The following is a 19,358-nucleotide window of genomic DNA, read 5'->3' on the forward strand; positions in this document are numbered from 1 at the left end:
CTTTTGCAGGGTTTTAAACTTCCATTGGTATTATGCCTCTCACTTCTACAGAACCGCCCATGGCAAGAATAGGGCATCCTTTTGCTATTTCAGTAGCCTCTTTAACGGTGGTTGCTTTAATGACCATGTTACCACTTAGGGTCTCGTTGTTCGCTATGGTAATTCCTGTGCTAACATTTAATTGGTTGTCAATTGTAGCTCCCTCAAAAGCCAACCGAGTTGTGCTTACAAGTTTAGCCTGTGCAGCAATACCACCAATAAAAGAGCCCCACTTTTGCTGCATTTCACTTAATTGATCAGTAGTGGGGTGTTCGGTGCTAGGTTGCATCCGGAATAGCAACATGAAGTCTTGAAGATTTTCCATTGTCAAAGTTTTATGGTTTGTATATTTCGATGAGGCTAAGCTACCTGCATTAAAAAAAATAAAACTTGTCATAGGGCAAGAAAACCTATTCGCCCGAAATCTCTTTTCTAATTCGGCTTAAAGAAGTGTCCGTAACACCCAAATATGTAGCAATATGTTTAAGCGAAATATTCTGAATAATATGCGGTTTTTCTCTTAACAGCTTTAGGTACCGCTCGGAAGCTTGGTCCGCAATCATAGCTACACTTTGCTTCTTTAAAGCGAAATAACTGTTTACCAATGTTGTGCGCCCTTGTTCCCTAAAACTACGTATGCTGTGAAAGAGTTCTTGAAAAGTATCAAAATCTAACTGCCAACATACGCAATCCGTTAAAGCCTGAATGTTTTCTCTCGTAGGGTTTCTAAGGAAAAAAGAGGTCCAGTCAATAACAATATCACCAACGGCATAAAAGTTTGTGGTGATATCTTTCCCTTCGGTATTCACCACATAAGAGCGTGCAAAGCCACTTTCAATAAACCAATAGTGATTTTCCGTTTTTCCTTCCTCTAGTATAAAGTCGTTTTTGGAGAAAGTAACTTTTTTAAATTTAGGGATAATCGTGGCCAGTTCTTCATCCGAAAAATTAGAAGGCGTGAATATGTTATTTAGAAAATGATCTTGGCTTATCATTTGGGGTCAAGTATTTGCTCTATTCGCTTGTTTACATCTTCCAAGTGATATTTGCTCATCGTATCCGAAGTTCGGCCAATAGCCCTTTTAATAGTTCGTTGTAAATTACTTAACTCACCACGGGCTACCGAACGAATGTCCGATTGGCTGGTGTTCACCACCGTAGATTTTTGATATCCGCCAAAATCAGGTTTTTTCTTTTGGTTTTCTGCGGTCATCAAATATGCCAACCGGTCTATGTGTGCTTTTTGAAGGTTTCTTCTATAGGTGTCAATGGTGCTGCCATTTTCAAGTTCAGACCAGATACCGTTTCGTAATTCGCCCATCATATCGGTTAAATGATACGCTTCCGCTCCGTTCGCGGTTTCATTTTCTACCAAGCGCTGTAGCTTGCCCAAACTTAAAATGTTGTCCAACGTTCTGGTCTGCATCTTTCTTATTTCTTCGACATAACCTGAGTACTGAATTTTATTAAAGATGTTTTGGTCAATTAGCCATCGTGGTGTTGCAAAAAGTTCATCTTGTAAAAAAGACATACAGTTTTGTTGGTGTTCTTTAGCAACAGGAATGTAAACGGCACCTTCTTGGTCGTAGGTTTTTTGATATTCATATACTCCCCCTATATTGTTAGATACATGGCCCGTATAACGATTAAATTGTGCTACGACTTGACCATACAGCTTTTCAAGGTCTTCATAGGTCTTTCCATCTTTTTTGGTCCATGTAACGAGGTTAGGTACAATTCGTTTTAAATTTTCAATTCCATATAGGCTTGCTTTAATAGCATCATCACCTAAATCCTCAGTTTGAGAACTTGGGTCTACCACATCACCTACTTGTTGGTGGCCAAAACGGTATAGAGGATCTCCTGCATGTTCTAGAATCCAACTATCTAATACTTTGTTTTCTTCCTCTGTAGAAACATCAAGAATAGGCTTATATCCCCATTTAATGGCATATTTATCATAAGTGCCAATGTCTGGCATAAGAGCAACATTACCATCTTCTGGCTGGGCTACATAGTTGAAACGGGCGTAATCCATTATAGAAGGAGCTGTGCCATATTTTTGAGTGAAGGAAACCGACCGAAGAGAATCTACAGGGTAGGCAACACTGCTTCCCATGTTATGTGGTAGACCCAAGGTGTGACCCACCTCATGAGCAGAAACAAAACGGATTAAACGTCCCATAACTTCATCTTTAAATTCCGTATTTCTGGCGTCCGGATTAATTGCAGCTGTTTGTACAAAGAACCAGTTATGCAATAAAGTCATTACATTATGATACCAATTTATATCGGATTCTAGAATCTCTCCACTACGCGGGTCGCTCACATGTGGTCCATTTGCATTTGGAATAGGCGAAGCCAAATAGCGCACCACGGAATAGCGCACATCTTCGGGAGACCACTCCGGGTCTATCAAAACAGAAGGTGGCTCTTTGGCAATAATGGCATTTTTAAAACCTGCATCTTCAAAAGCAACTTGCCAATCTTCAATACCTTGTTTTATATAAGGAAGCCATTTTTTTGGTGTAGCCCTGTCTACATAATATACAATTTGCTTTTTAGGCTCCACCAATTCGCCACGTTTGTACTTTTCTATATCCGCATCTTTGACCTCCAAACGCCACCGGTCAAGGAACTTCACGGTTTTACTTTTTTGAACATCCAAACCATAATCTGTTTGGGCACTGGTAAACCAACCCACACGCTCATCAAAATAACGGCGTTTCATAGGCTCCGCAGGTAAAAGAATCATAGAATTGTTGATTTCTATAGATATGGAACCTAGGCTACCATTACTGGGGGGCTTCTTGGCCAAATACGTTTTTACATGGCGGGCTTCAACATTTAAAGGGTAACTCTTAATGGTTTCAATATAGCTTCTAGCCTCATCTAAGCGAGAAACTTTATACTTATCCCTATAGGTATCTGGCATACCAAAAGCTTGCGTGTCTTTTTCAAAAAGTTCATTTACCTGGATTACGGTAGTTGGGTTTACCGTATCCTTTTTTATCGCCATAATATTAAAAGCGAAAAGGACAGGTTCAAAATTAGAATTCACTACAGCTTCATGTACGGGTAAGGAATCTGCGGCAACCACGTTGTGGCTAACAACACGTAACAGCACTTTTTTGGGCTTACGTTCCCAACGAAGAACTTGAGTATTGATTTTTCCGCCACCAAAACCAATGCCAGTAGCCGTCTTTGAAATACGACTTACCATGAGCATTTTCTTATTGAAAAGAGAATCTGGTATTTCGTAGAAGTGGTTTTCATCAACCACATGTACATCAAATAGACCTTCATCCGTCTTAGCATCTTTAGTAATGACCTTACCGTATGGTTTTATTTTAGATTTTTTATCGTCATCTTTTTTGTCTGACTTTTCGGTCTCGTCTTTTTTCTTTTTGAAAATTTGCGCTTCCGCGGATGCAAAATTAATTAAGAGTATCGCAAAGAGTAATTTGGTGATAACTGTTTTGGACATGTAATTTTGGTTAGAAGTTGTAATGTTTAGTATAATGGAGCAAAGCTAATTTTGCATGATATTCCTCTATTATCGTTCGTAAATATAGCACTTTTGATATTTTTATTTTTGAGATAGGTAGGGGGTATTTGTTGTTGCTATCGCTTTTTTGTTCGCTGTTCTCTCTTTTGAAATAAGTTTAGTTTCGATGTAAGATATAAAAACACCGATAACTTATTCGTAAGGCAATTAAAATAGTGGCTGACTAGAAAAAAAGTAAAATTTTCTGTGATAAAAATTCATGCTATTCTCTACTTGTAATGTAAGTTAGAGTGTTGTTAAGTGCGAAGTTAATATCGTTTGTGCTCTTGAATTGTGAATTTGGTAATTTGCTGGTTTTTTAGGAAACCTCTCACAAAATATAAAGAACAATAAAGAAAGGTTTCAGCGTTATATAGACTCATATCATAAACCTACAACGTTATGAACAACAAGAGTTTAAAAGTAAGTATGTTATTGGGTCTTATATTTGCAAACGGAGTATTTGCAGCTGATCCGCTAACCGAAAAGGATGATACAGTTATTCATTCTATAAATTATATTGAAGAGGATGCAGATTTTGACCTTGGCTTTGATACAGCAGATTATTTGCCAGAAGATTTTGATGCCAATGATATTTATGTAAATCTAGATGCAATTAATTTTATTGAGTCTGATGCTAGAGTAGTTCTAAGTACTAAGAAATACCTTCCAGAAGGCTTTAACGCCTATTCATTCCCAATAGATGTAGAAGCTTTCAACTACATTGATGAAAATGATGAAATTTCTCTAGATTTTGATACAAAGAAACATCTACCAAGCGGATATAATCCGTATATAAGGAACAATTAACCATTGTAAATTATTTGAATTAGCTAGCTAAACCCCTGTGAATAACAGGGGTTTTGTTTTTTATTGGTGCGCTTTTGTTTTATACTATAGATTTCTCAATCTACAGTTTAAGGAAAGATGTAATTTAAATTAATGACCTCCGTAGAAATACCCATACATCTGATATATAAAAAGACCAATTCCAGCAATTATCAGATATAAATTGGCTGCTTTGTAAAAGGGAGTGTAGCTTTTTTTGGATTTCCATTGGGTAATTATAAAAACAATAGGAATCAAAGCAAGAACTTGCCCCAGTTCAACGCCAATGTTGAAACAGACAATTTTTGCTAGAAATTGAGAGCTTCCTACATCAAAAGATTGTAAGCGGGTAGATAATCCAAAACCGTGAATCAATCCAAATATAAATACCATCCATAAAAGATTAGGGGATTTGAATTTTAGATATTTTTCAAACCCTCCTAAATTTTCAAATCCTTTATATAAAACACTTATAGCAATAACGGCATCTATTAAATGTTCATCTGCCTTAATACCCAAATAAGTAGCGCCAATTAACGTAATACTGTGTCCTATCGTAAATACAGTAATAAAGCGGACAATATCCTTGAAGTTATTTAGATAAAAGATGACCCCAGCTAAAAATAGGAGATGGTCATACCCGGTAACCATATGTTTTGCACCCACGTATATATAGGATAATAACCCACCGTTATTCAGTGTTTCCTGATCGGCTGAACTTACCCCATGTGCTGCTAGAAGTAAAGGAAAAAGTAGTAGTAATGAAGTTGTTAGAATTTGCTTATTAGGTGTCTTCATTTACTTCTTTCTATTAAACCAGAAGAATAAGGCTCCAACTAATAAAACACTACCTATCCAAAACACATAAGAAGGAATTTCCGCTTCTTCTGCCACATGGGTATGTGTTTCTTTGCCATGGCCGTGAGTAACCTCAAATGTTAAGGTAGACCAATTGGATTCATGGGTAATTTCATCATCATTAGCTACATTTACTAAATGTATGGTTTGCAGATACCAGATGCCATCTGCGGTTAGTTTTGCTGTAGCAATACCTTCGGAATCCGTACGTAGCTGCTGCCCTGAAGTATGGGTGTGGGTTTCCTCTTCCGAATCATGGCTATGTTCTTCTGTTTCTTTTGCATGACTATGAGTGCCTTCAGCGCCATGGCTATGTTTTTCTTCTGTTTCCTTAGCATGACTATGGGTACCCTCTGCATCATGGTTATGCCCATGTTCTTTTTTGGCATCTTTTTTATGACTATGTTCTTCTTTTTTATGTGAATCATGGCTATGTCCTTCTGCGCCTTTATAATCGGCATATACCAGTTGATTTGCCAAGGGCTTACCGTTAAATAGTAGTTTGAATTTTAAATCATCGCCAGTATTTAAATCATATGGATTGTCTAACGGAATAAATTCAATTGGATACCCAAGAATTTCTTGCCAATCATCCGTTCTTTTATCTCCAACTTGAAAAATAGTTTTCACATGTTTGGAGTATCTTTCAACAGCGGCACCGTTTAAAGCGTCATTATCACGTCGCCAGGCCAACATATCTCGTATACCTTCATGTTCCAAATACGTATTGAATGCCTCCGCATCCATTGCAATAGACCTGGGTGCTGTAGAAACTCCGGTTACATATGTTCCTGATTCACTGGTTCTAAAATTTAAAAAGGTGATGCTGTCTTTTTCACTCCACTGGGAGTCATCAATTTTTATTCTCTTGCCATTATTCAGCATGCTGGCATCTAACATTCGGTCGCGGTCAATAACATTATCACTCTTATCAAAAGTACCGTTGAACAATTGAATGGTTGCAGACCTATTGGGTTTTAGAAAATAGGAGTCTAACTTTAGGTACATGATATGACTACTGAACAGTACAAGGGATAGTAGTGCTAGAATTATTTTTTTCATTAATGGCGATTAAATTAGTGGATGAATTACAACGATATGCTTCTCGTTCAACTGAATTTGGTAAAAATAAGAAAATGAAGGAACAAGCAAACCGAACTTCATATAAAATCCGGCTTTTCCGGTTGAAGAACAGTTTCTATAAAATAATGTTGATGCAGAACTATTATTTTTTAGCCAATTCTAAAATAATAATGGTACAACAAATTGAAACATCAAAACCAAAAGGGCAACGGCTATAACGTTCAGGATAATACCTACCCTGGCCATCTCATTCACCTTTACGTAGCCACTGGCAAATACAATGGCGTTGGGCGGTGTGGCCATGGGAAGCATAAAGGCACAACTACTGGCTATGGTAACAGGAATCAACAGGTAAAGAATAGGAATATCTAGACCAATGGCAATGCCCGCAACTACTGGGGCCAGTACCGCAATTAAAGCTACGTTGCTCATCAGTTCGGTCATAAAGAGCATAAGGGTTATTAAAAGAATGGCGGTAAACAGTATGCTAACTTGACTATCACCAATGGCAGAGGAAACCATATCCACTATCCCACTAACGGACATGCCTTTTGCTAGCGCTAAACCTCCACCAAAAAGAATTAAAATGCCCCAAGCCAATTTTTGAGTGTCTTTCCAAACAATAATAAAATCTCCTTTTTTCATATTATAGGGAATGGAGAACATGGCTATGGCCGCCATAATACTGATCATAGTATCGTTGAGCTTCAATGCCGGAAATATGCCGTTTATGACGGTTCTAAAAATCCAAAGGAAAACGGTGACACCAAAAATGGCGAGTACCATTTTTTCTTTTCCGCTCATAGGCCCCAGTTTTTTTAGTTCATCATTTATGACATCTTTTGATGCTGAAAATACCAAATCGCGATTAGGATACATCCATTTGACCAAAATCATATAACTGATCCATATCATAAGGGCAGAGAAGGGGACACCAAGAACCATCCACTTTAAAAATGAGATTTCAATATTGTATTCATTTTCAAGAAGGCCGATCATTACCGAGTTAGGTGGCGTACCGATTACTGTAGCCACGCCTCCCGCGTTAGCTGAAAAAGCAATGCCAAGCATCACGGAAAGGGCAAAATTCCGATCACTTTTTGTAAATCCGTCTTCATCATTGACCAGAAGCCCGATAACCGACATGGCAATAGGCAACATGACCACCGTTGTAGCTGTATTACTGATCCACATACTCAAAGAGGCTGTTGCTATCATAAAGCCTAGTACTACTTTGTTGGGTGTGGTGCCTGTAATTTTTATAATATTTAGGGCAATGCGTTTGTGGAGATTCACTTTTTCAAGGGCCAGGGCAAGAACAAAGCCTCCAAAGAAGAGAAATATGATGGGGCTCCCATAATTGGCTCCCACATCTCCAATATCCATGATTTTTAGAAAAGGGAATAGTAGCAATGGCAAAAGAGCGGTAACAGAAATGGATACGGCTTCTGTAATCCACCAGATAACCATCCAAACCGCTACGGCAATTACTGCATCTCCTTTATCGGAGACCAAATCAAAAGGTAAAAAGCGAATTATAAAAAAAAGAAGAGGGCCTACAAAGAGTCCGGCTTTTTTACTGAGTTCCATGGCATTGAATTAGAGCTCCTAAGCTATGTTTTTTCTTTTTCTTTTGAAAATTAATATACAATAGTGTCCGATGGAATTGGTGGAAGTTGATAATTTCCAAAGTCGATATGGATTTTAGAATTGTTCAACTTCGTGTTTTGAGGCGTAGCTTTTGTACCATGTAAATAGAGATGCTGTAGATTTTTGAAATCATGAATTGACTTAAGATACTTTGTTTCTAGGGCAGTATGGGTTAGGTTGATAGATTTTAAATGTTCCAATCCTGCTAAGGATTGAAGGTTTTTTCCAGTTATGATAGTGTTGTCTAGTAACACTATGGTTAAGTTGGGAAGTTGTGCTAGTTTAGAAAAAACTGCATCGGTTATTTTGGTATTGCCAAGGTCAAGTCTTGAAATTTGATTCTTTATAGGCAGCAGCATATCAAAATCCGAATCGGTAAAATCAGGTTTGTTGATGCAAGAAGCACTTAAGAAATTAGAGGCGTTACTAATCTGGTCGATGTGAATGCCAGAAGCTTCTATTGTTTTTATTTGTTGGTCAGATGCAGCCTCGACATCTATATTCGGGTGGTCAAAATCTGCCTTTTTAGGGAAGAACGAAAGAAAAAGAGACTTGTCCAAGCCTGACTCGGCAATGGTTTTATCAAACGGATTGCCAGCATCTATCCAAGCCATTACAAGTTGAATTTCTTCTTTTGAGGGTTGGGTTTTTCCTTCGGGAGGCATGTGGTCGTCATCATCCATAGGAAGAATAAGTCTAGTATATAATTCACTTTCCGGAGCATTGGAAGCTTCAATTATTGCTCCGTTTTCCCCACCGTTAAGAATTCCTTCTTGAGTTGTGAGAAGCAATTCGCCTTTTGTTTTCTTAGGGTTGTGGCAGCTAGCGCATTTGTTGTTCAATATGGGTTTGATTACGTCTTCAAAGAGTAACGCATCTTGCCAGTTATCCTCATTTAAGTCGATTTTTTTCTCTTCAAAATTTTCAAAGCCCAAAGCCGATTTTATGGCATTTGGCAATGGTTCTATTAAATATTCTTCTCCATGGGTAATATTTCCCCCTTGGTGACCCGTAAAGGAAATCAGCATAAAAAAGAAAATGGATAAACCGAGCATGGGTAGTTTCAGGAGAAAACTTAGAGTTAGAATACCTTTTAGTTTGGCGTACATCAAAAAGGAAAATAAAGCTGTAGCGATACCAGACCACAAGTGCCACTTTACCGTGTCAAAAGCATAGCCTTCTCCAAGATATTGCAGGTAACCTGTAATACAGGCTAGGGTAGCCGTAATACCCGCCCATAAGTAGACAAGCGATATAACGGTGTTGTGTTTTTTTTTCTTTCTATCGTACCACTGCAAAAGCAGTCCCATCATAATGAAACCAATGGGTAGATGTACAACAAGCGGATGTAGCCTTCCAAGAAGCTGTTTAAGAACGTTCATACTATTATTTTAGGTCGAATCGTTCTTTTAAAAGCTTCATCATATATACATTGGCTTTCCATTGGTCGGCAACCGGCAATTGGGTGTAGGGTAAAGTCGGCATATAATCCGCTGGACCAAATTCTGTTGTAATAGTAAAAACATCTTTGGCTTGCCATTGTTTACGGATTACTGTCTCCCATATATTCATATGGCGGTCAACTGCTTTTTTCCATTCAGGTGCTTCCGGGTTGTTTACTTGTGGGCCTTCGGCATGACCTACACGAGCATGAATATGATGCGAACGGTTTATGATTTCCTCTAATTCTTCATTTTGACTCTGCAGAAGCGATTCATGAACAACCATCCAATGACTAATGTCTAGAGTCAGTTTTAAGTCAGGAATAGCCGAAAGATAGTTTTGGGTGTCGGGCAGGTTGTAACTGAAACGACCCCGATGTGTTTCGTGGTAAATGGGTATGTTATTCTCTTTTGCAATTGAATTGGCAGCCTCAATAAAGGCTTTGTTCTGCTCAAAAGTGAAAAAATCGTTACCTGTATGACAATTAATGTAAGCAGGTTTCCAAGCGATGAGGGTTTTAAAATGTTCGGTGTATTTTTTCAAACTTTCTTCAAACGGAAGCGACTTGTTAGTGCCGTTCAGAAAACCGACTTTTAAACCATATTTGATTAGAGCTACTTTTAATTCGGTTTGACTTTCTTCATTTTTCGGGAACCAAGTTTCAATTCCGTCATAACCAGCAGCCTTTGTTTTTTCGCAAAAAGCATCCCATGATATTTGCCTGCCCCAATCGGTCTGGTAGAATTCTAATTGTTTTTGTTGGGAAAATCCTAAGAAGGAGAAAAAAAACACTACTAGCGTTAACGGTATTTTCATGGATTGTTTGGTTTGTTGGAGATTTATTCAGGATAAGATTTCTTTGATGATATGGCCTTCTACATCGGTTAAGCGGAAAGGTCTTCCTTGAAATTCATAGGTGTATTCTTCATGGTCAAAACCAAGTAGATGTAAGATAGTAGCATGAACATCATGAACGGATACACGGCCTTCTACCCCAGAAAAACCAATATCATCCGTCTGCCCATGGGAGGCCCCATTTTTAATGCCGCCACCAGCCATCCACATGGTAAAGGCATCACCGTGATGATCTCGTCCTTTAAATGGCATTTTTTTATTACCTCGGTTTTCTTGCATAGGTGTTCTTCCAAATTCACCACCCCATACAATGAGAGTGTCGTCTAGAAGTCCGCGTTGCTTTAAGTCCATAATCAAGGCGGTTATCGGCCTATCAATTTGGGTACATTTATTTCGGAGTCCCTTGTCAATAGATCCCGAGCGGATAACGCCATGACTATCCCATCCCCAATCGAATAACTGCACAAAACGAACTCCGTCTTCCACTAATTTTCTAGCAAGTAAACAGTTGTTCGCAAATGATTCTTTACCAGGTTCAACACCATACATTTCTTTAATATGTTCTGGCTCACTGTTGATATTCATAACCTCAGGAACCGCAATTTGCATGCGGTATGCCATTTCATATTGGTTAATTCTAGCCAGAATTTCTGGGTCTGCATATTTGGCGTATTCTTCTTTGTTAATTTGTGTGATAGCATCTATAGTGCTTTTCTTTAAATCTCTTGAAACTCCATCTGGGTCATCAAGATAAAGTACAGGGTCACCTTTAGAACGGCATTGCACACCTTGGTATACGGAAGGTAGAAAGCCACTTCCCCAAACACTTTTTCCGGCATCCGGAGTATTTCCACCAGAGGTCAATACTACAAAACCGGGTAAGTTTTGATTTTCCGAGCCTAGGCCATAGGTGGCCCAAGCGCCAATACTGGGGCGCCCCAATCGGGCACTACCGGTATGCATAAAAAGTTGGGCGGGACCATGATTGAACTGATCTGTATGCACTGCTTTTAGAAAAGCTACGTCGTCCACTACTTTTTTAAAATGAGGCATGAAGTTAGATACCCAATTACCCGATTCACCTTCTTGTTTAAACTCCGCTTGTGGGCCCATTAACTTTGGAGTTCCTTTTATAAAAGCGAATTTTTTGCCTGCCAATAGCGACTGCGGACAATCTTGACCATCTAACTTATGAAGTTTTGGTTTGTAGTCGAACATTTCGAGTTGCGAGGGTGCCCCTGCCATGTGCAAATAAATGACCGATTTAACTTTTGGCCCATAATGAGGTGCTAAAGTCGCCAATGGATTAAGGTCGCGTTCTGAAAAAGTGGAAGCTGATTTTTTGTTCTGCTTGGATATTGGGTCACATCCCATAAAAATGGAACTTAGTGCTAATCCGCCCAGTCCTTGGGCGCAACTTTTTATAAAGTGTCTTCGGGTCTTTTCCTGCGCTTCTCTAGCCAAGTGTTCTTGAACAAGTCTTTCAATTTGGTCTTTCATGGCCTATACTTTCGTTAAAAATTCATCTAAGTTCATAATGGCATTGGCCACAATGGTAAGGGCACTGAGTTCTGCGGTCGGTTTCTCTTCAAACTGAATAAATAGTTTTAAGGCCTCGCTATTTTTGTTGAATTCTGTCAATGAAGTACTGTAAAGTGTTTTTAAGGCTTTCAGTCGATTCGGACTTATTTCCTTGAACGTTGCATTTTTATAGCTCTGGGCGATACTTTTCTCTACGTCATTGGGTACACGGTTATTTTTCGCCAAATGGTAAGCAGTTTCCAAATAAACGGGGTCGTTCAACGTAACCAAAGCCTGAAGGGGGGTGTTGGTTACCGTTCTCCGTATTGTGGCCACTTCTCTACTACCCGCATCAAAAGTTAAGAAAGAAGGGTAGGGGCTTGTTCTTTTTAAAAAGGTATATACACCTCTTCGGTAACGGTCTTCTCCTTTACTTTCTACCCACTGGGCATCACTATAAACAGTTTGCCAAACGCCATCAGGTTGAGGTGGCATAACCCCAGGTCCGTACATCTTTTCACTGAGCAACCCTGCAACGGCCAATGCCTGATCCCTTATCTGTTCCGCTCCCAAACGAATTCTAGGTCCACGTGCGTAGAGTTCGTTTTCAGAGTCAATTTCATACATTTCGGGAGTGCTTTCCGAGCTTTGCCGATACGTGCCTGCCATTACAATTTCTTTTATCAGTTTTTTTACGCTCCATTTATGTTCGTTCATAAAGCGTAAGGATAACCAATCGAGCATGGCAGGGTGCGATGGTGCGTCTGATTGTGAGCCTATATCTTCAACAGTCGAAACAAGTCCTCTTCCATAAATCTGGTGCCACACTCTATTAACTAAAGTACGGGCCGTTAAAGGATTTTTCTTATCTACAATCCATTCGGCCAAGCCTAAGCGGTTTTCTGGCCAATCTGTATTCCAAACGTTCAGACTTTCAGGAGTGCCCGGCTCTACAGTATCGGTTTTGGACATCCAGCTACCACGATCAAAAAGTTGCGTTGTGCGCTTCATATGGTTTGGATTCTCAACCATAATAGGTACAGTTGGGGTATTCCAATTAAGGGCTTCCATAAGATTAGAATTTATACTATTCCACTCTGGCTGGTCTTTTCCTGGCAAATCTGGAATGAAGGCAACCCAGTACAAGTTCATAAGGTTGGCTTCCTTTTTAGAATTCGTATTATGGGTTTCTATGTAAATATCGTTCTGACGTTCTGTTTTTTTAATAGGAAAGCGTGCCGTGGTATTTTGCTTTTGTTTGTTGATGATAAACTCCCCAATAATAGGCCCTCCAGAACCTTTTTCGCGGATAATGATTTTTGTTCCATCATAGTGGGAGCGAAAGTTGAGATAGACAAAACTGGCATTGTTGGTATAACCGTTTTCTATGATGCAGTTTCCTTTATCCCATAAAACCACGGAGGCATGGTCATCATACGAACCATTATTAATTTCTTTGTAAAAGTGTGATTTATAAACAGGCTCTGTAAATTGTAAAAAGTTCTTGTAGGTAGCAAAGGTCTCCTCATCACCATATTTCTTTGCCCAATTCAAAATCCTATCAACACTCTTTTGCTGTGGGGGCGAGTAAAATTTTAAAACTGGAGATTCACCTGGGGTATCTTCATCCCTTGAATTATTGAAAAAAGCCATCAACTTATAATATTCCTCATGTTTGAAAGGGTCATAAGGATGACTATGGCATTGTACACAGCCCATTGTAGTACTCTGCCAAACCTCAAAAGTTGTATTCAAACGATCTATGACAGTAGCTACACGATATTCTTCATCGTCGGTACCCCCTTCGTCATTGTTCATGGTATTTCTGTGGAAAGCTGTCGCTATGAGTTGATCAGGCGACGGGTCTGGCAAAAGGTCTCCCGCCAATTGCTCTTTTGTAAATTGGTCATAGGGAAGGTCTCGGTTAAAAGCACCGATTACCCAATCACGGTACCGCCAAATGGTTCGGGCCAAATCTTTCTCGTAGCCTTTAGAATCGGCATAGCGCGCTAGGTCTAGCCACCAAGTGGCCCATTTTTCTCCGTAGGTCTTTTGATTAAAGAGAGTATCTACTAAGCCTTCGTAGGATAGTTGGTCATTTTCAAAACGTTGTAGTAATTCTTGACTTGGTGGAATACCCACAATATCCAGAGATAATCTTCTGGCGATTATATTTTTTTCTGCGGATGGATTGGGTTGGAGTTCCTTTTCATTTAATCGGGAAAGAATAAAATGATCAATCTCATTTTTTATAAAGCCAGAAGTAGTACCGGGGGAAAGGCTAGCTTTCATATTAATTTTGGGTACATCTACTTTTTCAGGAAGCGAGTACGCCCAATGTTGTCCCCATTTAGCACCTTCGTCTATCCAGCGTGTCAAGAGGTCTATTTCTTCGCCTGTTAGTTTCGGTTTTTCGTAAGGCATGCGTAATTCAGGGTCTTCTTCATGAAGTCTTTTTATCATTTCGCTGCCTGCTGCATCTCCAGGAATAATAGCTGGAACGCCTGATTCTGTTTTGGCGAAAGCTTCATTTTTAAATAATAGACTAAAACCACCGCTCTTTTTTACACCACCATGACAAGTAATACATTTGTTGTTAAGAATAGGTTTTATTTGTGTGCTGAAATCAACGGGAGGGGAGGATTGGCAGGCTCCTAATAACAATATTCCCAAAGGAAGAAAAAGAAACCAGTAGATATTATCCGTTATATTCTTTTTCATTTTTAGGTCCGTTTTTGCTAAAATCAATCTTAAATATAGAAAACTTAAGTTGTGAATGCGTCTGATATTTGCGCAACCTGTGCAACTTTTAGTATATAAGTACTAGGCTGTTCATTAAGAAAACCCCTAAGGATAGAGAATACTGTATTGCGACGGTTAAACCAGTTTGTTTTGATAATTTGATATTTATATTCTAATTGAGTTATTAAAATATAAAATTTTGCAATAAAGAGTAAGTTATTTTCGCTATTTGGCTAAAATTTATAGCAAAATAACAAATGGGAAAAATGATTGTTTTTGAGAATAAATTTATATCAGAGTATTTAGGTTCACTCTTCTTTGACCATTTTTAATGAAGTGCAACGAAAAAAAGCCCAATTCATTTAATGAATTGGGCTCGTTAAATATCAGATTAAAATAGAACTTATTGCTTTAGCTGTACTGTTTTAGAATCACCTTCAACAACAACAGAAGTTAATCCGTGTTTAGATAAAGCTTTCATTGACTTGTCCCATTTCTTGCCGCTTAACCCGGCTTGGGTTTTAAGGTCTGCCAGTTCCATCTCGCCTGTTGGTTTCAATAATGCTATGATTGCTTTTTCCTCATCTGTAAGTTCAACCGCTTTTTTCTCCGGTCTCATTTGCGGGAAGAACAATACTTCTTGGATGGAAGAGTTGTTGGTCATTAACATGACCAAACGGTCTATACCAATACCAATACCTGATGTAGGAGGCATACCATATTCAAGAGCGCGCAAGAAATCCTGATCAATGAACATTGCTTCGTCATCTCCTTTTTCGGAAAGTTTTAGCTGTTCTTCAAAACGCTCGCGTTGGTCAATAGGGTCATTAAGCTCAGAATAGGCGTTTGCTAATTCCTTACCGTTTACCATCAATTCAAAACGCTCGGTAAGTGCTGGGTTGTCTCTATGCTCTTTCGTAAGCGGACTCATCTCTTTTGGGTAGTCCGTTATGAAAGTTGGTTGTATATAATGATGCTCACATTTTTCGCCAAAAATCTCATCTATCAGTTTGCCAACACCCATAGTATCGTCTACTTCAAGACCAAGTTCTTTTGCAGTTTCACGAAGTTCTACTTCGCCCATTCCGGCAACGTCTTTACCGGTATGAATCTTTATTGCCTCTAAAATAGGAACACGGGCATAAGGAGCTTTAAACTCAATTTCATTATCACCCACTGTAACTTTAGAAGTTCCGTTGGCATCAAGAGCGATTTTCTCAAGCAGCTTTTCGGTGGTATCCATCATCCAGTTGTAATCCTTATAGGCTACATAGAGTTCCATTACGGTAAACTCAGGGTTGTGGGTACGGTCCATTCCTTCGTTACGGAAATCCTTTGAGAATTCATAAACACCATCAAATCCGCCTACAATTAATCTTTTAAGGTATAACTCGTTCGCGATTCTTAAATACAATGGAATGTTTAATGCATTGTGATGCGTCAAAAATGGCCTAGCCGAAGCTCCACCAGGAATAGGTTGAAGAATGGGAGTTTCAACTTCCAAATAACCAGCTTCATTATAAAACTCGCGAATACTGTTCGTAATCTTGGTACGCTTAATAAACGTTTCTTTTACTTTAGGGTTGACCACCAAATCTACATAGCGCTGGCGGTACCTCATTTCCGGGTCGTTGAATTCGTCAAAAACATTCCCTTCGGAATCCTTTTTTGGTAATGGTAACGGGCGCAACGATTTGCTTAAAAGCGAAAAGTTCTTCACCATTACAGTTTTTTCGCCCACTTGAGTAGTGAACAATTCTCCTTCAATACCAATGATATCGCCTATATCCAATAATTTCTTGTACACATCATTGTAAAGACTTTTGTCCTCACCGGTACAGATTTCATCGCGGTTAAAATAAACTTGAATACGGCCTTCACTATCCTGCAACTCCGCAAAAGAAGCTTTACCCTGAATTCTTCGGGACATTAATCTACCTGAAATGACCACTTTTTTACCTTCTTCGTAATCAGATTTAATACCCTTTGACGTGGCGTCAACAGGGTATAATGCAGCGGGGTAGGGGTCAATGCCCAATTCGCGCAATTTGGTCAATTTTTCTCTTCTAATAATTTCTTGTTCCGAAAGTTGCATTTTTTACTATTTAAGGCTGCAAATATAAACTAATGGCGCAACACTCTATGCATCATATAATATGAAATTATAAGCTTGGTACTTTGTTTGTTCAAATGTTAGTATTGAAGAGCTTGAAATGATATTCGGCTCATCCCGATTTTTAGTAGAAATATGTAACAATTATGGGTTTGTCTCGTCATACAGGTACATCATCAATCAATCTAAATCAAATAAAAATGAGTTTTTTTCGTGTATTATTGGCTATTCTTTTTCCTCCCCTGGCAGTTATCGGAAAAGGTTGTGGGTCGTTCTTAATTGTTCTACTTTTGACTTTTTGTGGCTGGGTGCCTGGCGTTATTGCTGCATTGGTCATATTGAACAACCCAAATTAGAACCCCGTTTTATGAAATTAGACAGAGTATTTTCCACAGTCTTAATTGCCGTTTTTTTTGTTGCCTGTAATTTCACCGAAGAAATCCATTTTAATCAAGATGGAACTGGGAAGATGAATATTGGTTTTGATGGTGGTGAAATGCTGCAAATGTTACCATCATCAGATTCTACCCAATTAGAAGAGGTAATCGACTCTACAATTGTTTTTAAAGATTTAATACGGGAAAATAAAGATAGTATTGCCCAATTATCTTCAAAACAACAAGCGGAATTGAAAAAGCTGGAACCTTTTAGTCTTCATATGATGATGGATGCCGAAAAGGGAATTATGAATTTTGATATGTTTACGGACTTTAAAGATGTATCTGAGGTGAACGATGCTTTTAATGCTTTCCAAAGTGCAAGTTCCGTTGGTCCCACAGCAGGTAGTAAACCGATGCCGAAAAATTCTGCTAATGAGGCAACTGAGGTTAGTTATTCTTTTAAGAAGGATAAATTTAGGAGAGAGGGGGTTATTAAAGACAAAGAGTTGTTTCAGCAAAGTATAGACAGTCTTGAAACAGCGGAAATGTTTTTGTCCAGTTCTACCTATACTTTTAAGTACCATTTTCCGAAACGGGTGAAATCTACCAATGTGGAAGAAGCTACTTTTTCCATGGATGGAAAAACAATGGTGTACGAGGTTAATTTCCTAGATATGCTCAAGGATCCAGAGTCCATTATGATCGAGGTTGAGTTAGAGAAATAGACCTGTGCATTTTGTATCTTTGCATGATGAACAAAAAAGTGCTTGTACAAGATTTGGGATTGAAAGACTATAAAGAAACTTGGGATTACCAAGAAGAGCTTTTCAAACAAACGGTAGATTTAAAAATAAAGAATCGTAGGGGGCAAGCCAATGAACCCACACCCAATCACTTTTTGTTTGTAGAACACCCTCACGTATATACGCTAGGCAAGAGCGGCGATTTTGCCAATCTTTTAATAAACGAAGAAGAACTTGCTGCTAAAAATGCCAAATTTTATAAGATAAACCGAGGAGGGGATATTACTTATCACGGTCCTGGCCAGATAGTAGGGTATCCCATTTTAGATTTAGATAACTTCTTTACCGATATTCATAAATACCTTCGCTTTTTAGAGGAAATGGTCATTCTTACTTTGGCGGAATATGGGCTAAAAGCGGAACGGTCTGAAGGTGAAACCGGAGTTTGGTTGGATGTGGGCACGCCGTTTGCCAGAAAAATATGCGCTATGGGCGTACGTGCCAGCCGATGGGTAACCATGCACGGTTTTGCTCTGAACGTAAATGCCGATCTGGGGTATTTTGATTTGATGATTCCGTGCGGGATAAAGGATAAGGCCGTTACTTCTTTAAATGTAGAACTAGGAAAGCAAGAAGTTGATTTGGAAGAAGTAAAAGGAAAACTCCAGAAACATTTTGAAGTTCTTTTTGAAGCAGAATTGATAAAGCAAAAAACCGAGGTGTAAGCCTCGGTTTTTTTGTTTTTAATTATTCCTAATTCTTGTGTTGTGTGCACCAATATATATTATGAGGTCTTCCATAACACGATTCGGTGAAATAAGTTCTCCGCCGAAATCTGAAACCGTAAACCTAAAGACAGCATCATTTCCCGTTCCTTGAGTGGTAAAATTTCCGACAGCAATACTTCCTGTTAATGGGTTATTTCTATCTCCTGTCCAGTCTAGAGAACTCGTCCATTCATCATCGTTGCTGTATTGCCACGGAGATGCGGCACCAGTTTCAATATTGATTCGGCCACTGTGGTAAGTAAACCAAGATATTCTGTCAACACCACCTTGGTCACTACCGGTCAATGTAAAATTATAGGTAACACCGCGTCGTAGCATTAACGTAATTGCATTAAAGTTTGTGTTTTGGTCAAAGGTGTGGTCAAAACCATCTCCGGTAACCCGAAAAGAAAATGCAGGCAGGGTTTCGTCTTCTAATGGTATTTCGGTCTCGCAGCTTAGTACTGTAAATGTAAAAAAGACTGCAGTTACGTACTTTAATAGATACTTGAAATTAATTTTTGTCGTGTACATAATTTTGTTTTTAAGTTTAGAAAAGGATGGGTTTATGATATTAATTATCCTTTTACATAAGAATCTTAAAGAGAAGGGACAGGGTAACGGTAAAAGCCAGAATCAAAATCCGTTTTATCAGCTCTAATTTTTCATAAGTGTTCATAATATTCATTTTTCGTTTCATTACTTTATGTGAAAAATAGGAAAGGGGTTAACATGATATATCTTTTTTATTTTTTGGCTGATTGCTGTAGGCCATTTTAAATAATTCCT

Annotated in this window: 16 protein-coding genes; 4 read left to right on the top strand and 12 right to left on the bottom strand. The window is 38.8% G+C overall.

Translation table 11 applies throughout. From position 1 onward, the window contains the following. Positions 1 to 13 precede the first annotated feature (13 nt). The 3 genes from IWC72_RS09845 to IWC72_RS09855 form a co-directional block, all read right to left on the bottom strand. Positions 14 to 364, bottom strand: coding sequence for a YciI family protein (locus IWC72_RS09845; protein ID WP_226967999.1), 351 nt, complete (start codon positions 362 to 364; stop codon positions 14 to 16). 85 nt (positions 365 to 449) lie between these two features. Further along, on the bottom strand, positions 450 to 1,034 hold the full coding sequence (locus IWC72_RS09850) for a Crp/Fnr family transcriptional regulator (RefSeq protein ID WP_226979539.1): 585 nt from the start codon (positions 1,032 to 1,034) through the stop codon (positions 450 to 452). After that, on the bottom strand, positions 1,031 to 3,526 hold the full coding sequence (locus IWC72_RS09855) for a zinc-dependent metalloprotease (protein ID WP_194529664.1): 2,496 nt from the start codon (positions 3,524 to 3,526) through the stop codon (positions 1,031 to 1,033). Before IWC72_RS09855 ends, IWC72_RS09850 begins: the two co-directional genes overlap by 4 nt. Positions 3,527 to 3,988: 462 nt before the next feature. On the opposite strand from IWC72_RS09855, the gene IWC72_RS09860 reads away from it, so the two are divergent. Next, entirely contained in the window at positions 3,989 to 4,396 is a 408-nt protein-coding gene (locus IWC72_RS09860) for a hypothetical protein (protein ID WP_194529665.1), read from the top strand. A gap of 129 nt (positions 4,397 to 4,525) precedes the next feature. Here the strand turns inward: IWC72_RS09860 and IWC72_RS09865 are convergent, their stop codons facing one another. From IWC72_RS09865 to lysS, 8 genes are all read right to left on the bottom strand, one after another. Further along, the gene (locus IWC72_RS09865; RefSeq protein WP_194529666.1) at positions 4,526 to 5,212 is read right to left on the bottom strand and encodes a HupE/UreJ family protein; all 687 of its coding nucleotides are present in this window, start codon (positions 5,210 to 5,212) and stop codon (positions 4,526 to 4,528) included. Continuing rightward, the gene (locus tag IWC72_RS09870; protein ID WP_194529667.1) at positions 5,213 to 6,334 is read right to left on the bottom strand and encodes a DUF4198 domain-containing protein; all 1,122 of its coding nucleotides are present in this window, start codon (positions 6,332 to 6,334) and stop codon (positions 5,213 to 5,215) included. It abuts the gene before it with no gap. Positions 6,335 to 6,514: 180 nt separating this feature from the next. Continuing rightward, a complete protein-coding gene (locus IWC72_RS09875; protein ID WP_194529668.1) occupies positions 6,515 to 7,945 on the bottom strand; it encodes an SLC13 family permease in 1,431 nt (476 codons plus the stop codon). 50 nt (positions 7,946 to 7,995) lie between these two features. After that, complete coding sequence (locus IWC72_RS09880) at positions 7,996 to 9,387, bottom strand: c-type cytochrome domain-containing protein (RefSeq protein WP_194529669.1); 1,392 nt, start codon at positions 9,385 to 9,387, stop codon at positions 7,996 to 7,998. 4 nt (positions 9,388 to 9,391) lie between these two features. Next, positions 9,392 to 10,264, bottom strand: a complete 873-nt coding sequence (locus tag IWC72_RS09885) for a sugar phosphate isomerase/epimerase family protein (protein WP_194529670.1) — start codon at positions 10,262 to 10,264, stop codon at positions 9,392 to 9,394. A 27-nt stretch (positions 10,265 to 10,291) separates the two neighbouring features. Beyond that, complete coding sequence (locus tag IWC72_RS09890) at positions 10,292 to 11,803, bottom strand: DUF1501 domain-containing protein (RefSeq protein WP_194526045.1); 1,512 nt, start codon at positions 11,801 to 11,803, stop codon at positions 10,292 to 10,294. Between the two features lie 3 nt (positions 11,804 to 11,806). Beyond that, positions 11,807 to 14,545, bottom strand: a complete 2,739-nt coding sequence (locus IWC72_RS09895) for a PSD1 and planctomycete cytochrome C domain-containing protein (protein ID WP_194529671.1) — start codon at positions 14,543 to 14,545, stop codon at positions 11,807 to 11,809. 424 nt (positions 14,546 to 14,969) lie between these two features. Next, on the bottom strand, positions 14,970 to 16,661 hold the full coding sequence (lysS, locus tag IWC72_RS09900; protein WP_194529672.1) for a lysine--tRNA ligase: 1,692 nt from the start codon (positions 16,659 to 16,661) through the stop codon (positions 14,970 to 14,972). A 218-nt stretch (positions 16,662 to 16,879) separates the two neighbouring features. Between lysS and IWC72_RS09905 the strand changes: the two genes are divergently transcribed. From IWC72_RS09905 to lipB, 3 genes are read left to right on the top strand one after another with little or no spacing between them, the layout of a single operon-like run. Continuing rightward, complete coding sequence (locus tag IWC72_RS09905; protein WP_194526048.1) at positions 16,880 to 17,035, top strand: YqaE/Pmp3 family membrane protein; 156 nt, start codon at positions 16,880 to 16,882, stop codon at positions 17,033 to 17,035. Between the two features lie 11 nt (positions 17,036 to 17,046). Next, positions 17,047 to 17,784 carry a hypothetical protein gene (locus IWC72_RS09910; RefSeq protein WP_194529673.1) on the top strand — a complete coding sequence of 246 codons (738 nt, stop codon included), beginning with the start codon at positions 17,047 to 17,049 and terminating at the stop codon, positions 17,782 to 17,784. Between the two features lie 26 nt (positions 17,785 to 17,810). Then, positions 17,811 to 18,527: a lipoyl(octanoyl) transferase LipB gene (lipB, locus tag IWC72_RS09915; RefSeq protein WP_194531133.1), complete on the top strand. Its 717-nt coding sequence runs from the start codon at positions 17,811 to 17,813 to the stop codon at positions 18,525 to 18,527. Positions 18,528 to 18,545: 18 nt separating this feature from the next. Here the strand turns inward: lipB and IWC72_RS09920 are convergent, their stop codons facing one another. Further along, complete coding sequence (locus IWC72_RS09920) at positions 18,546 to 19,103, bottom strand: hypothetical protein (RefSeq protein WP_194529674.1); 558 nt, start codon at positions 19,101 to 19,103, stop codon at positions 18,546 to 18,548. Positions 19,104 to 19,358: the final 255 nt, after the last annotated feature.

The organism is Zobellia roscoffensis (assembly GCF_015330165.1).
GTDB classification, from domain to species: Bacteria; Bacteroidota; Bacteroidia; order Flavobacteriales; family Flavobacteriaceae; genus Zobellia; species Zobellia roscoffensis.